Source organism: Arthrobacter sp. E44 (genome assembly GCF_041877125.1).
GTDB lineage: Bacteria > Actinomycetota > Actinomycetes > Actinomycetales > Micrococcaceae > Arthrobacter.
The window spans coordinates 54,402-67,777 of record NZ_JBHDJA010000004.1 but is presented as its reverse complement, the minus strand read 5'-3'; the positions used below and the strand labels follow the sequence as shown (position 1 = coordinate 67,777).

Annotated in this window: 14 protein-coding genes; 3 read left to right on the top strand and 11 right to left on the bottom strand. The window is 68.6% G+C overall.

Features of this window, described 5'->3' with window-relative positions:
- Nucleotides 1-10: 10 nt before the first annotated feature.
- From ACETK3_RS05355 to ACETK3_RS05320, 8 genes are all read right to left on the bottom strand, one after another.
- On the bottom strand, nucleotides 11-271 hold the full coding sequence (locus ACETK3_RS05355) for a ferredoxin (RefSeq protein ID WP_236821697.1): 261 nt from the start codon (nucleotides 269-271) through the stop codon (nucleotides 11-13).
- A complete protein-coding gene (locus ACETK3_RS05350; protein ID WP_237430189.1) occupies nucleotides 268-1,539 on the bottom strand; it encodes an NADH-ubiquinone oxidoreductase-F iron-sulfur binding region domain-containing protein in 1,272 nt (423 codons plus the stop codon). Before ACETK3_RS05350 ends, ACETK3_RS05355 begins: the two co-directional genes overlap by 4 nt.
- Nucleotides 1,536-2,093, bottom strand: coding sequence for a ferric reductase-like transmembrane domain-containing protein (locus ACETK3_RS05345; protein WP_237430188.1), 558 nt, complete (start codon nucleotides 2,091-2,093; stop codon nucleotides 1,536-1,538). Before ACETK3_RS05345 ends, ACETK3_RS05350 begins: the two co-directional genes overlap by 4 nt.
- Nucleotides 2,086-3,204 carry an FAD:protein FMN transferase gene (locus tag ACETK3_RS05340; RefSeq protein WP_237430187.1) on the bottom strand — a complete coding sequence of 373 codons (1,119 nt, stop codon included), beginning with the start codon at nucleotides 3,202-3,204 and terminating at the stop codon, nucleotides 2,086-2,088. Before ACETK3_RS05340 ends, ACETK3_RS05345 begins: the two co-directional genes overlap by 8 nt.
- A 1-nt stretch (nucleotide 3,205) precedes the next feature.
- Nucleotides 3,206-3,571, bottom strand: coding sequence for a hypothetical protein (locus ACETK3_RS05335; protein WP_236821693.1), 366 nt, complete (start codon nucleotides 3,569-3,571; stop codon nucleotides 3,206-3,208).
- A 127-nt stretch (nucleotides 3,572-3,698) separates the two neighbouring features.
- The gene (locus ACETK3_RS05330; RefSeq protein WP_373462203.1) at nucleotides 3,699-5,048 is read right to left on the bottom strand and encodes a deoxyguanosinetriphosphate triphosphohydrolase; all 1,350 of its coding nucleotides are present in this window, start codon (nucleotides 5,046-5,048) and stop codon (nucleotides 3,699-3,701) included.
- Entirely contained in the window at nucleotides 4,996-6,174 is a 1,179-nt protein-coding gene (dusB, locus tag ACETK3_RS05325) for a tRNA dihydrouridine synthase DusB (RefSeq protein ID WP_373992636.1), read from the bottom strand. The genes ACETK3_RS05330 and dusB overlap by 53 nt, the downstream gene beginning before the upstream one ends.
- Nucleotides 6,175-6,243: 69 nt before the next feature.
- Nucleotides 6,244-7,704, bottom strand: a complete 1,461-nt coding sequence (locus tag ACETK3_RS05320) for a YibE/F family protein (RefSeq protein WP_237430486.1) — start codon at nucleotides 7,702-7,704, stop codon at nucleotides 6,244-6,246.
- Nucleotides 7,705-7,928: 224 nt separating this feature from the next.
- On the opposite strand from ACETK3_RS05320, the gene ACETK3_RS05315 reads away from it, so the two are divergent.
- Nucleotides 7,929-8,633 carry an alpha/beta hydrolase gene (locus tag ACETK3_RS05315; protein ID WP_237430485.1) on the top strand — a complete coding sequence of 235 codons (705 nt, stop codon included), beginning with the start codon at nucleotides 7,929-7,931 and terminating at the stop codon, nucleotides 8,631-8,633.
- Between the two features lie 11 nt (nucleotides 8,634-8,644).
- Nucleotides 8,645-9,469, top strand: a complete 825-nt coding sequence (locus ACETK3_RS05310) for a 1-acyl-sn-glycerol-3-phosphate acyltransferase (RefSeq protein ID WP_236821691.1) — start codon at nucleotides 8,645-8,647, stop codon at nucleotides 9,467-9,469.
- 77 nt (nucleotides 9,470-9,546) lie between these two features.
- Here the strand turns inward: ACETK3_RS05310 and ACETK3_RS05305 are convergent, their stop codons facing one another.
- The 3 genes from ACETK3_RS05305 to ACETK3_RS05295 form a co-directional block, all read right to left on the bottom strand.
- A complete protein-coding gene (locus ACETK3_RS05305) occupies nucleotides 9,547-10,599 on the bottom strand; it encodes a GNAT family N-acetyltransferase (RefSeq protein WP_236821690.1) in 1,053 nt (350 codons plus the stop codon).
- A 2-nt stretch (nucleotides 10,600-10,601) separates the two neighbouring features.
- Nucleotides 10,602-11,987 (bottom strand): glycine--tRNA ligase, encoded by a 1,386-nt coding sequence (locus tag ACETK3_RS05300; RefSeq protein ID WP_237430185.1) that lies wholly within the window; start codon nucleotides 11,985-11,987, stop codon nucleotides 10,602-10,604.
- Between the two features lie 131 nt (nucleotides 11,988-12,118).
- Nucleotides 12,119-13,108 (bottom strand): DMT family transporter, encoded by a 990-nt coding sequence (locus ACETK3_RS05295; protein ID WP_237430184.1) that lies wholly within the window; start codon nucleotides 13,106-13,108, stop codon nucleotides 12,119-12,121.
- Nucleotides 13,109-13,140: 32 nt separating this feature from the next.
- Between ACETK3_RS05295 and ACETK3_RS05290 the strand changes: the two genes are divergently transcribed.
- Complete coding sequence (locus ACETK3_RS05290; protein ID WP_236821687.1) at nucleotides 13,141-13,374, top strand: RNA-binding S4 domain-containing protein; 234 nt, start codon at nucleotides 13,141-13,143, stop codon at nucleotides 13,372-13,374.
- The last annotated feature ends 2 nt before the right edge of the window (nucleotides 13,375-13,376 follow it).

The following is a 13,376-nucleotide window of genomic DNA, read 5'->3' as shown; positions in this document are numbered from 1 at the left end:
CTGGCCCGGCCTACCTGCCGGGTGTCCGCTGTCCCGGTTCGGGCGCCGTCCGCTGCACCAGGCTGAGTGCCAGCCTCGGGCAGAGGAAGACGGCCTCCTGCGCCGCGTCCAGGTCAGCGTCCCGCAGCGGAACGTCCGTGCGTTCACCGCCCACCTTGCCGCGCGCCACGGGGTACCCCCAGTCGTCCCGGTCGAGCACACCGGGAAGCAGTTCCGAGCACAGGCCGCGGCCATCGCAGCTGGTCCAGTCGATGTGCAGGTACGTTTTCATGCCGCCACGCCTCCCGGGCCTGCGCAGTACCCGGCCAGGTGGGCGCGGAAGTCAGCGGCGAAGACCTCCAGTGCGCTGCTGACCAGTCCCGTGGTCCCCTCCGGGTGGCGGCATGCGCCCCGCCCGGAGACCAGCCGCCCCAGGCGGTCCAGCTCGACGGTAAGCCGCGGATTCGTTTCCCCTCCCGCGATCCGGTTGAGGACTGATGCCATGGCCGGCAGGCCGAACATGCAGGGGCCGCACTGCCGGGCGGACTGGCCGGCCAGGTAGCTGACGATCCCGGCCGTGGCCTGGATGCCGCAGGTCTGCAGGTCCAGGGCGTGGATTACTCCCGCTCCGGGGCGGGCCGTCCGGCCCGGCGGTCCCGCGGGTGCAAGGGCGTGGTCTGCCGGCCGCACCCACCGGCCGTGGTACCCGCCCACCAGGACGGCGGACAAGTAACCGGGATCCATTCCCGCTTCCTTCAGGACGGCGGAAAGTTGCACCCCGCCGGGTACCTCCAGCACCACGTCCCGTACCGGGGCTGGCCCGGAGACGGACACCAGCCTGGTGCCAGGGTCTGCGGCGGTGCCCGCCTGCCGGAACCACTGCGCGCCATAGCGGGCGATCAAGGCCACCTGGGCCAGGGTCTCGACGTTGACCACCAGTGTGGGGCGGCCGTTCAGGCCCGACTCGCTGAGGCGCCGGCGCTGGTCCGTAGGCAGGGCGGTACCGTTCGCAATCATGTTGACGACGGCGCTCGACTCACCGGAGATGAACGTTTCGGGAGCCTGCACCACATGGATCCGCCTGCCGCCCGGACGCTCCCCTAGTGCTTGCCTAAGGCGGGGCAGGCTGGCCGCCGGCGCGTAGACGTACATGCTGGTGCCGCCCGTACTTGTCTGGCTGCCTGTTCTGCCGCCCGTTTGGCCCAGGGCGGCGGCGAGCGCGACCAGCCCGTCAATGACCAGGTGGGGCGCGTGTGCGAGGAGTGTCCGGTCCTTGAAGCTGAGCGGTTCGCCCTCGGCACCGTTGGCAATCACCACGGGGCGGGCGGCAAACAAACCCTTCCGCCCGGAACCGGCAGCGGCGGTGGCCTTGCGCCAGGTTTCGAATGCGGCTCCTCCCCGGCCGGTTAGTCCGGATTCAGCGAGCACTTCCAGCAGGCCCGGTCCTGCCGCCTGCGGCTCCCACGGGCCGAAGGTGTCCAGGTGCCGCGCCCACCCTGCATCAGGGCCTGCCGCCAGGAGGCGCGGCTCCTGGCGGTGGCTGTCACCCGGTTGGCTCACGGGAGGTTTCCTTGCCTGGCGCGGAAGGTTTCGAGAAAGGACGGGCTCAGCCGCCACACCATGGTCGCGGCAACGGCCACCGCGGACACGGCAGCGAGGAGGAGGAACCATCCGCTTGACACGTCAGTGCCGTTTCCGAGGGCGTGCGCCATGGCAACCGGCCAGACGCCATAGCTGAGCCAGTGGACGGCCTTGAAGGCACGTTGCCCGATCCGGTGCCGCAGCAGCCCCGTGACCACGACGGCCAGGACCAGGTCCAGGGCGACGGTTCCCAGCCCCTGCCAGAACGGCTGGTACGACCCCAGGAATGGCACCACGATATCCACGGGACTTAGCTTGGCAAAAGAGTCAAGGAGCAGTGCTCCAACGTGCAGCCCCAGGAAAACCGTGGCGAGCAGGGCAATGTTCCGGTGCAGGAGGCTGATGGAGAACCGGGGCAGCACCAGCAGGGGCCGGCCTGACCGGTTCAGGATGCCCAACAGTACCGACGCGGTAAACAGTGCCAGTGACACGAAGCCGCTGACGCGCCCGAAAGCCCACATTGCCTCATCCATGGCTCAGGCCTCCCCTTCCGGAGCTTTTGGCTGGGCGGAAGCTTTCGGCGGGGTTATAGCTTTCGGCGGGGAGATAGTTTTCGGCGGGCCAACCCCCGGTGGTCGCCACCCTGCCGCGGCTGTCCACGAACCGTGCGGATATGCCCTCGCCCCGGAACCACTCGAGGGACTTGAAGCCGCGCACGATGGCCGCGGTGCTGAAGGCGTTCGCTTCCAGGCAGGCAGGCGCCGCCACGGTCACCGAGCGCCACACCGCTTCGGCAGGCAGGCCGAAACGGGGGTCAAGGATGTGGTGGACCTGGCTGCCCTGATGGAGCCAGCGGCGCTTTTGGGTACTGGATGTTGCCAGGGCAAATCCCGGAGCCAGGGAGATGTGCTGGGCGGGGTCGGCGGGAAGGTCCTGCACCACGATCTGCCACTGGCCGGGGTTCACGTCCGACTGGTCGTCCTGCCGGATGTGCTGTTGGTGCGGCCCAGGTCCTGCGCTGGCCAGGTCTCCGCCCAGGCTCACGAGTACCCCGCAGCCCAGCCGCCGGTGCACCTCGGCGGCGGCAAGGTCGGCTGCGACGGCCTTGGCCGATGCGCCCAGGTCGAGGCTAAGCCCGGGCGGCAGGGTCAGCGTGTCGTCGTCGAGGCGGAGGCGGGACCAACCGGGCACCCGGGTGGCCACCGGGTCCGAGTGCACCGGCGAAACCGGCAGGCTGCGGATCCCCGGCGTGGCAGCTAGGGCCGGACCGTGGCCCAGGGCTGCCAGATCCGCTCCCAGGGTGGGATCAACAGCGCCGTGGGTCATCCTGGCGGCGTCCAGGGCACGCTCCAGGAGCAGCCGGAACATGGGGCTCACCCGGACGCCGGATGCCATCCGCGGCTGGAGCGCCACCAGTTCCGAATCTGCGCGGAAGCGGCTGCAGGCACGGTCCACCGCCGCCAGCACCTGACGAACGATCTCTTCCGCGGCATCCAGCGAGCCGGGGACCGTCACCGTGATGGCTGCCTCGAGTTCCCATACCGTCCAGCTGGATTGTGCTGTGGGAGCTACAGCTGCTTCGCTTTCAGGGGCCGCTGCAGAATCGCGGCCACCAGTGCGGTGGGTGGTGTCTGAACCGGCCACGTCAGGACCCGGAGGACCTTCCGTGGATTGTGCCGCCGTTGCCGGGCTGGACTGGGCTGGTGCTGCCGTAGCTCTTGGAGCGCCGCGAGCCACCATTTTGGCCCGTGCCCTTGTTCTGCCCGGCACCACTGTCCTGCCGGGTGCCGGAACCGTCGTCATCAGAGCGGCCGGAACCGGACTTGGGCGTGCTCCCCTGCGCACCGCGGTCCTGCGTGCTGCTGTCCGTACCTGCAGTTGTCCTGGCAATGACGGACGGAGTTGCGGCATACACAGCGGACGCCGCCACGCCTGCGGCAGCGAAGCTGCCAACGCTTACGGCTGCCGTAATTCCGGTGGCCAGGCGCTTGCCCCTGCTGCGAGTACTCATGACCTGCTCCCGTTCCTGGCGGCCTGCCTTTCCCTCCATGGTGCGCCTGCTTCCTGTGTAGATGCTTTAAGGAAGCTGTTGATCAGGCGGGTGTCCAGGAGTTTCCCAGGGCAGGAGTGAAGGACGGCTACCAGAGCGAGGGCAGGCTCCCCACCAGGCGCTCGTACATGGCCAGGGCCGACCCGTCGGTGAGGGACGCCACCTGATCGATGACCACGCGAAGGCGTGCGCCGTCGTCGTCCGCTGCCCGCCAGTCCGCCGCGAACATCGGCTCCAGGTGCCGGTCTCCGGTGGCGCTGAGGGCAGTGACCAGGGCGTGGAGCACCTCGCGCTGGCGCTCGTAGATGGGCTGCCGGTGTTCGGTGGTCATGACGAAGGTGGTGGCAAGGCCCTTCATCACCGCGATTTCCATGACGGTCTCATCCGGAACCATGAGTTCGGCGTTGTACCGCGTCAGGTTTTCCGGCCCATAAACGGCGCGGGTGGTTTCCAGGGCTGACTGGCAGAACCTGCCGATCAGTTGGCTGGTCATGTTCTTGAGGGCTGCCATCGATTTGCGGCTGCCGTCCGCCTCACGCACCCAGACGTCGGTAGCCTCGAGCCGGGCCAGGGCGGCGTCGATGGCGGCGGGGTCGTTGTGCGGCAGGTACCACTGCTTGGCGTAGCCCACCACGCGGGCGCGGTGGTCCGGGTTGTCCATCCAGCGCAGCTGGAAGTGGCCGGCAACGATCGCGTCCTCCACGTCGTGCACGGAATAGGAGATGTCATCCGCGAGGTCCATCACCTGGGCTTCCAGGCAGGTCCGGCGCTCCGGGGCTCCTTCACGGATCCAGTTGAAGATGGGGAGGTCGTCCTCGTAGGCGCCGAACTTGCTGGTCCGCTGCCCGTGGATCACCGGTGCTTCCAGGGCGGACCAAGGGTATTTCGACGCCGCGTCCAGGCTTGCGCGTGTGAGGTTCAGCCCGGCGGGCCGGCCGTCAGCCGTGAGCACCTTGGGTTCCAGCCGGGTGAGCAGGCGGAGGGTCTGGGCGTTGCCCTCGAAGCCGCCGATGGCATGCGCCACCTCGTTCAGGGCCGATTCGCCGTTGTGGCCGAAGGGCGGGTGGCCCAGGTCGTGGCTGAGGCAGGCCGTGTCCACCACGTCCGGGTCGCAGCCCAGCGCCCGGCCCAGCTCGCGGCCCACCTGTGCCACTTCCAGGCTGTGCGTGAGGCGGGTGCGGACGAAGTCGTCCGTATCCGGTGCCACCACCTGGGTCTTGGCGCCCAGGCGGCGCAGGGCTGAGGAGTGCAGCACCCTGGCACGGTCCCGTTCGAAGTCGGAGCGGTAGGTGCTCTTGGGCGGCTCCTCCATCCAGCGCGCCGAATCATGGGCGTCGTAGCCGGGCAGAGCCAGGGCGGCGGTGGGGGTTCCGGCGGTAGGTGTTTCAGCCACCGGAAACGTCCAGTTCGGCAGCGGCGATATCCCGGGACTGGTCATCGTTGAGGGCGCGGGAGTCCAGCCAGTCCTTGGGCAGGGCGGGCTTCTTGGGCGAGCCGGCGCGGCCGCGCGGGCCTTCGGCGTCCACTCCCGGATAGGGCGAGTCCAGATCCAGCTCGGCGAGGGTGTCCCGGAGCACCTCCAGGCTGGTGACCAGGGCCAGCCTGGTGCGCAGATCGCCGCCCACGACGTAGCCCTTGAAGTACCAGGCGATGTGCTTGCGGATCTCGCGCAGTGCCTTGCCTTCGTCACCGAAGGTTTCCACCATCAGTTCGGCATGCCGGTATACGCCTTCGGCCACCTGGCGCAGGTTGGGGCGGTGGCGGACGTCGCTGCCTTCGAATGCGGCCTGCAGGTCGCCAAAGAGCCAGGGCCGGCCCTGGCAGCCACGGCCCACCACCACACCGTCAACGCCGGTCTCCCGGACCATCCGGACGGCGTCCTCGGCGGACCAGATGTCACCGTTGCCCAGCACGGGGATGTCGGGCAGTGCCTCACGCAGGCGGGCGATGGCCGACCAGTCGGCCTTGCCCGAGTAGAACTGCGCGGCCGTGCGGCCGTGGAGCGCGACGGCGGCAACACCGGCATCGCGGGCGATCCGGCCGGCGTCCAGGTACGTCAGGTGGTCGTCGTCGATGCCCTTGCGCATCTTGATGGTCAGCGGGACGTTGCCCTTGGATGCTTCCTTGACGGCGGTCTGCACGATGGAGGTGAAGAGGTCGATCTTCCAGGGCAGCGCAGAGCCGCCGCCGCGACGGGTCACCTTGGGGACGGGGCAGCCGAAGTTGAAGTCGATGTGGTCCGCGCGGTCCTCCTCAACGAGCATCCGCACCGCGGCACCCACCGTGACCGGGTCCACGCCGTACAGCTGGACGGAGCGGACTTTCTCATCGTCGTCGTGCGAGATGATGCGGAGGGATTCGGGCGTCCGTTCCACCAGCGCGCGGGACGTAACCATCTCCGCCACGTACATGCCGCCGCCGTATTCACGGCAGAGCCTGCGGAAGGCGGAGTTGGTGATGCCGGCCATCGGGGCCAGGATCACCGGGGTGTCAACCGTGATGGGTCCCAGCTTCAGGGGCGGGAGTTCCAGCTTGGCGGCGGGAGGAGTTGCTGCAACAGTCACTTGTCCATTGTTGCAAAGGCGGGCAAATCGGTGGTCCGGAATGGACCACGGGGTGCGCCCGGCAGGGTCTCAGCCGCGGTCCGCGCGCCTGCCCCGCCGGCTTGCCGCTTCATCGGCGGGTTCGACGGCGGTACGCCGCCGGCGCTCCTCCAGCGCGGCGGCGGCGAGCGACCCCGTGTCCGCCACGTCGTCCGCGTTGCCGGGCCCGTCGTCGTGCTTTCCGTTGCCTGGTCCGGCGCTTACCGCCGGGACACCCGCTGCCCTGATGCCGGTTGCCTTGACCACGAGCACCGCGATCAGGGTGGTGACTGGAATGGCCAGGACCAACCCGATGGAACCCACCAGCGTCCGGATGACTTCCTCGGAGAGTTCGGCACTGGTGAGGGTGTCCATGAGGGGCCGGTCGTACAGCATCACGATGATCAGGATGGGCAGCGCGGCACCGGCATAGGCGAAGGCGATGGTGTACACGGTGGAGGCGATGTGGTCGCGGCCGATCCGCATGGCGGAGGTGAACAGCTTCCGGGCGCTGCTGGCAGGTGCCAGTTCGTAAAGCTCCCAGACGGCCGAGGACTGCGTAATGGTGACGTCATTGAGAACGCCCAGGCCGGAGATGATGAGTCCGCAAAGGATTACCCCGGAGATCGATATGTTCGAGGAGGTGTTGACCAGGGTGGCGGCGTCGTGGCTGCCCACGCCGGCGAGGTTGGCGGCATCGGTGGCCCAGGCTGCCAGCAGGGCGGTAATGGCCAGCCCGAAGATGGTGCCCAGGAGCGCCGTTGAGGTCCGCGCGGAGAATCCGTGGGCGAAGTACAGGACCCCGATCATGATCACGGTGGATCCCACCAGGGCCAGCAGGAGCGGCGGTTTGCCTTCCACAAGGCCGGGGAGCAGGAAGTTCGCGAGCACCACGTAGGCGCCCACCAGGCCGATCAGGGCCCGGAGCCCGCGCCACCGGGCAACGGCGATGACCACCACGGCGTAGAGCACGGCGAGCAGGACAATCGGCAGCGTGCGGACGAAGTCGACGAAGATGTAGGCCGGCGAACCCTGCGCCCCTGTGGCGCCCTGGACGTTGGAGAGGTTCAGGTAACGGATCTGGTCCCCCGGTTTGACGCCGTGGGAGGCGGCCACGTCCGGGTTGATGACCACCTTGACCGGGCTGCCGCCTTTGTCCGGCTCGGTGAAGGCGAAAGTGCACTCCGAGCCCTGGTTTGGCTGCTGCTGAGCGGCACCACCCTGCTGGCCGGAGCCCTGTTGGTTTGAACCCTGCTGGCCGGAACTCTGTTGACCCGTGCCCTGTTGGTTTGAACCCTGCTGGCCGGGCCCCTGCATGCAGCTCCCGGTCAGCACGCTCTGGATGGTGCCCGTATCGAAGGTGACCCCGGGGGCGGTGGAGTACGGATTGGCGAGCGAGATGCCCTCCTTGCTCCCCGAGGGCCAAAGCGCGGCCATCCCGGCCAGGGTCAGCAGCGCCAGGGGAATCAGCACTGCAGCCAAAATGCGGTTCGCCTTGCTGCGGGCAGCCATCGCCTGGGGCGTCGGCTCCGAATGATCCAAGGAAGCGTGGGAGTGACCGGCGCCCATCAGCAGTACAACCTCATGGTTGAACTCTACGTGCGGCGCCATAGGGTTGGTAAATGGACCATCGGGATGGGGAGGTACCAGGCATGGACAACCATGGCAGGGGTGGGGCCGGTTATCGTGGGGCAGAAGTTTCCCCGGCAGGAAGCGCAAAGGCCGGACAGGTGCCGATGGTCCCGGTCCACCAGCCCGTGCTCAGCGTCCTGGATGCCTCCGGTGACACCAAGGGAGTGGTCCTGGTCCTGCACGGCGGCAAGGCCCACTCCCGGGACCCGGTGGAGGCCCGGCACCTGAGCCCGGCGCGCATGGTGCCCTTCGCCCGGCACCTGCACCGTGCGGGCCGGAAACACGGGCTGGCCGTCTGGTCCCTGCGCAACAGTGTCCGCGGCTGGAATGGGCCCGACATGTCCCCCTTGCAGGATGCACGGTGGGCGTTGCGGCAAATCGCAGAACGCCACCCCGATGTGCCGGTGTTCCTGCTGGGCCACTCCATGGGCGGCCTGACTGCGGTATGCGCCGCGGACCATCCGCAGGTGGAGGCTGTGGTGGCGCTGGCCCCTTGGCTGGACCCGCAAACCCCTGCGGACAGGGTTACCGGCCGGAAGGTCCTGATCATCCACGGGACCACGGACCACATGACCAGCCCCACGCAGTCCCTTGCCTTCGCCCGGCGCGCCGCCCCGGACGCAGCCAGCATGCAGTACGTGTCCCTGAGGGGCGTGGGGCACTTCATGCTCCGCAAGGTCCGTATTTGGCACACCCTCGCCGCCGGTTTTGTCATCAAGTCCTTCGCCGAGAGTACAGGGGCGGCGGTCCAGCCGTCCCGGGCCTTCACCGGGCTGCTGCCGGACTCCTCCGTCCAGGTCACCCTCTAGGCCGCCCGGCCATGCCCTGGCGTCCTCCATCCAACGACCGCTTCTACCGGCTGATCGTCCGCACCGGGTTGTTCCTCCGCTGGGCCCTGCAACTGGACATCCGCGCAGAGGGCCTGGAGCACCTCCCGGCGGCACCACCCCCGGCCGGCCCGACCCGGCAGGTGACCCCCGGCGGAGGCGCGGTGTTCGCAGTCACGCACTTCAGCTACCTGGACTTCGCCGTCCTTGAGCTGCTCCTGTGGCACCGCAGCCGTGCCCAGCTGCGGTTCCTGGTCCACCAGGGCGCCGCGGACCATTGGCTGGCCGGCCCCGCCATCAGCGCCTCCGGCCAGGTGGTGGTGGGATACACCGATCGCTCCGATGCCTACGGCACCGCCGTGGCCAAGCTGCGCGCCGGCGAGTACCTGGCCGTGTTCCCCGAAGCGGGCGTGAGCCGCAGCTTCACGGTCCGCGAGTGCCAGACCGGGGCTGTACGCATGGCGGCGGAGGCGGGCGTCCCGGTCATCCCGGTGGCTGTCTGGGGCGCACACCGGATCCTGACCCGCGGCCATGGCTTCTCCCTGCGGCGCAGCTGGCGCGCTCCCATCCAGGTCCGGGTTGGCGGGCCGATAGTGTATCCGCCGGACGTTGACGCGGACACTGCCACGAAGAGGCTGCGCACCACGCTCCAGGCGGGGATTGACCGCTGCATCGCCGGCTTCCCCCTTCAGCCCGGACCAGGGGCGTGGTGGATGCCCGCACACCTGGGCGGCAGCGCCCCCACCGACGCCGAGCGGCAACTGCTGGACGCGGCTGACGCAGCCGCGGGCCGCCGTCGTGCTCCCCGCACAAAGTAGCCGGCTTAAACGGCAATGCCACGCGCCGTCCCAGGGACGGCGCGTGGCACGGCGGTGATGATGTGGACCGGCAGTCGCTAGTCCGAAACCACCAGGGTTTCGGCGCCCGCCAGCCGGGCTTTGCCGCTCTCCAGGAGGGGCTCGACGGCGGCGCGCAGGGCAGTCATGGAATCGTCCAGTTCCAGCATGACCGGGTGCTGGTAGGCGATCAGGGCAAGGATGTCGCGGACGGCTTCGGCGGCATCGTCAGCGGCGAGGGATGGCTCGTGCCCCACGAACACGTCCGTGGGGGTGTCGGCACCCGTTGCCTCTGCGCCCGAGCTGTCCAGATGGGCCGGCGCGGCATCCGGGTCCGCGGGCGCGGCGTAGCTGACCGCGAATGCGCGGATGCGGCCCTTTTTGCTGGGCGCCACTCCCTGGCCGAACGCGGATTCCGGCTGGGCCCGCAGGACGATGGCTCCGTGGGCTCCGGTGAGCTCGTCCAGGAACAGCCTCTGCACCTGGCCGACGGACAGGACGCCCGGGGAGTCCCAGCCGTGGATGGAGGTGTAGTACCGGCCCACCACGTCCGTCAGCTCCACCGAGCCGGTGGCCAGGTCCATCACAATGTCGGAGCCGGCGTTTTCACCGTCAATGGGGCGGCCGCCGTGGTCCTTGTCCGGGAAGACGGGCAGCTTCAGGGCTCCGGGTTCCACGATGACCAGCCGGGAGCGCTGGATCGGCGCCAGCCCGGATTCTTCAGCGAACGCGGCACCTGCGCTGCCGGGTTCCACCTTGGCACGGAGCCTGCTGACGCCCGACGGCGCGTTCCCGGCTTCGCGCCGCAACATGGTCAGGAGGCTGGCCCCAATGCCCGCCCGGCGGTGGTCCTTTGCCACTTCGATGTACGTCCACAGGCGCTCGGGGTGCAGCGAGGCTTCATAGACGACGCCGGCGGCCACGGGAATGCCCACGCCGTCAACGACATCTTCCGCCACGATGCAGCGGCGCCAGGGCATGCCGTCCCTGCCGTTGGAGGACACTGCGAGCGCGCCACGGAACTGGCGGGCCTGGGCGGTGTCCGGGTCACCCCAGATTTCCAGGAGCGCCAGGTCGTCGCCGTCGCGCCATTCACGGTATTCGATGGCCATGCTCAGGCGCCGACCAGCCGTGCCGCCAGGTAGCCCTCCACCTTGTCCAGGGAGACGCGTTCCTGGCTCATGGTGTCCCGCTCGCGGATGGTGACGGCCTGGTCCTCGAGGGTGTCGAAGTCCACCGTGATGCAGAACGGGGTGCCGATCTCGTCCTGGCGGCGGTAGCGGCGGCCGATGGCGCCGGCGTCATCGAAGTCGATGTTCCAGTTCTTCCGCAGCTGGGCGCCAAGGGCCTTGGCCTTCGGGGACAGGTCCTCGTTGCGGCTCAGCGGCAGCACGGCGGCCTTGACCGGGGCCAGGCGCGGGTCCAGCTTCAGCACGGTGCGGACGTCCACGCCGCCCTTGGCGTTGGGCGCCTCGTCCTCGGTGTAGGCGTCCACCAGGAACGCCATGAAGGAACGGGTCAGGCCGGCCGCAGGCTCGATCACGTACGGCGTGTAACGCTCATTGGTGGCCTGGTTGAAGTAGCTCAAGTCCGTGCCGGAGGCCTTGGCGTGGGTGGAGAGGTCGAAGTCGGTGCGGTTGGCGATGCCTTCCAGCTCGCCCCATTCCGAGCCCTGGAAGCCGAAGCGGTACTCGATGTCCGTGGTGCCCTTGGAGTAGTGGCTGAGCTTTTCCTTGGGGTGCTCGAAGAAGCGCAGGTTCTCCTCGCGGATGCCCAGGCCGGTGTACCAGGCCATGCGCTCGTTCATCCAGTACTTGTGCCACTCTTCGTCCGTGCCGGGCTCCACGAAGAATTCCATCTCCATCTGCTCGAACTCGCGGGTGCGGAAGATGAAGTTGCCGGGCGTGATCTCGTTGCGGAAGGACTTGCCGATCTGGCCGATGCCGAACGGCGGCTTCTTCCGGGACGTGGTGAGGACGTTGTTGAAGTTCACGAAGATGCCCTGCGCGGTCTCGGGGCGCAGGTAGTGCAGGCCTTCCTCGCTGGCCACGGGGCCCAGGTAGGTCTTGAGCAGGCCGGAGAACTCCTGCGGCTCGGTCCACTGGCCGCGGGTGCCGCAGTTGGCGCAGACGATGTCCTTCAGGCCGTTTTCGGCGGGGCGGCCCTTCTTCTCCTCGTATTCCTCCAAGAGGTGGTCCGCACGGTAGCGCTTGTGGCAGGAGAGGCACTCCACCAGGGGGTCGGAGAAGACCTCCACGTGGCCGGAGGCTTCCCAGACCTGGCGGGGCAGAATCACGGAGGAGTCCAGGCCCACCACGTCCTCGCGGCCGCGGACCATGGACTGCCACCACTGGCGCTTGATGTTTTCCTTCAGCTCCGCGCCAAGGGGCCCGTAGTCCCAGGCAGACCGCGAGCCTCCGTAGATCTCACCGGCCTGGAACACGAAGCCCCTCCGCTTGGAGAGGGAAATGACCTGGTCGAGGACGGATTTTGCTGCCATGGGATAACTCCAATTTTCTACAGGGCCGCTGGGTGCGGTCCGCGGGTTGTTCGGGCCCCGGCTCCTGCGTGCCTGGGCACAGCGGGCAATGCGTCGGGGCGGATGAAGGAAGACGGTGGAAAGCTCGTGTCCTAGCGTACCGGCCGCTGCCTGCGCAGCGCGCCCCGCGGCCAGGGCAGGGTTGCCAGGATGATCGCGGCGAGGGTCAACAGGGTCCCCAGGACGGTGGCGGGAGCCACGATGGTGCCCGGCGCGGGGAGCACCAGGTCCAGGCCCAGCGAGCCGAGCAACTGGCCGGCGATCATGCCCAGGCCCGTGACCAGCACGCCCAGGCTGCGGACCAGGAGGGCCCCCAGGCCGATGAAGACGCAGCCCATTGGGCCGCCCAGGTAGTACCACCACTCCCCCGGCAGGGGGTTGGCGGGACCGGCCACGGCCAGCTTCACCGCGAACGCTGCCCACAGCACGATGCAGCCGGCCACGAAGTTGACCAACGTGGCCGCGATGGGCGTCCCGTAGTGGACCGTGGCGGTGCCGTTCATGGCCTGCTGGAAACTCATGAGGAAGCCCGCCGCCACCGGCAGGAGGAGGGGAAGGAGCAGTCCGGCCGCGCCGTCCCCGGAGCCCCCGCTGCTGAAGCGCGGGGACACCGCCCACGCAACGGCGGCGATGGTCAGGATGCAGCCGATGATGCGGATGCCCGTCACAGATTTCTTTCCGGCCGGGCCGATTCCCAGCCGGTCCACCAGCAGGCCGCTTACGGTCTGCCCGGTGACGGTGGCGACGGTGAAGAGCGCTACTCCAAGGATGCCGACGGTGAAGGACTGGGCAAAGACAAACAGCGCGCCGATGGCGCCTGCCACCACGTAGATCCGGGGGAAGGCCCGGTTCCGTACAGCCGGGAGGATGTTTGCCAGCCCGGCCCGTCCGCGCGGCAACACCAGGGAAATGATGATCATGACCAGCAGGCCTGTGCTGAAACTCACGGCCGCGGCTGCGATTCCATCGTTGAGCCGCGCACCCAACGCCCCGTTGATCCGGCCTTGGACGGGGATGGCAAGGCCGGATCCCACGGCCAGGGGCAGGCCTGCGAGTACCGGCAGGCGCGAAGGGGAGGTCATTGAATCCACCTTAGTTCAGGCATTATTGCTGTATGAGCAACCCCATTGACGACGTCCCCATCCGCGACAGCATGATCCGGCTGGGTCAGCTGCTAAAGCTCGCCAACCTCGTGGAGGACGGCGTGGAGGCGGCGGAGCTCATCAAGAACGGGCTGGTCAAGGTCAACGGCGAGATCGACGACCGCCGCGGCCGGCAGCTGCACAACGGGGATACCGTCACGGTGAACGGCCAGACCGTCCGCGTGGTGGCACCCCAGGCGGACTAACC

What these genes read in the sequence shown, in the direction of transcription:
- ACETK3_RS05355 (WP_236821697.1), bottom strand. Translation starts at nt 271, where the DNA reads ATGAAAACGTACCTGCACATCGACTGGACCAGCTGCGATGGCCGCGGC.
- ACETK3_RS05345 (WP_237430188.1), bottom strand. Translation starts at nt 2,093, where the DNA reads ATGGATGAGGCAATGTGGGCTTTCGGGCGCGTCAGCGGCTTCGTGTCA.
- ACETK3_RS05335 (WP_236821693.1), bottom strand. Translation starts at nt 3,571, where the DNA reads ATGAGTACTCGCAGCAGGGGCAAGCGCCTGGCCACCGGAATTACGGCA.
- ACETK3_RS05330 (WP_373462203.1), bottom strand. Translation starts at nt 5,048, where the DNA reads ATGACCAGTCCCGGGATATCGCCGCTGCCGAACTGGACGTTTCCGGTG.
- ACETK3_RS05320 (WP_237430486.1), bottom strand. Translation starts at nt 7,704, where the DNA reads ATGGCTGCCCGCAGCAAGGCGAACCGCATTTTGGCTGCAGTGCTGATT.
- ACETK3_RS05315 (WP_237430485.1), top strand. Translation starts at nt 7,929, where the DNA reads ATGGTCCCGGTCCACCAGCCCGTGCTCAGCGTCCTGGATGCCTCCGGT.
- ACETK3_RS05310 (WP_236821691.1), top strand. Translation starts at nt 8,645, where the DNA reads ATGCCCTGGCGTCCTCCATCCAACGACCGCTTCTACCGGCTGATCGTC.
- ACETK3_RS05305 (WP_236821690.1), bottom strand. Translation starts at nt 10,599, where the DNA reads ATGGCCATCGAATACCGTGAATGGCGCGACGGCGACGACCTGGCGCTC.
- ACETK3_RS05300 (WP_237430185.1), bottom strand. Translation starts at nt 11,987, where the DNA reads ATGGCAGCAAAATCCGTCCTCGACCAGGTCATTTCCCTCTCCAAGCGG.
- ACETK3_RS05295 (WP_237430184.1), bottom strand. Translation starts at nt 13,108, where the DNA reads ATGACCTCCCCTTCGCGCCTGCCGGTACTCGCAGGCCTGCCCCTGGCC.
- ACETK3_RS05290 (WP_236821687.1), top strand. Translation starts at nt 13,141, where the DNA reads ATGAGCAACCCCATTGACGACGTCCCCATCCGCGACAGCATGATCCGG.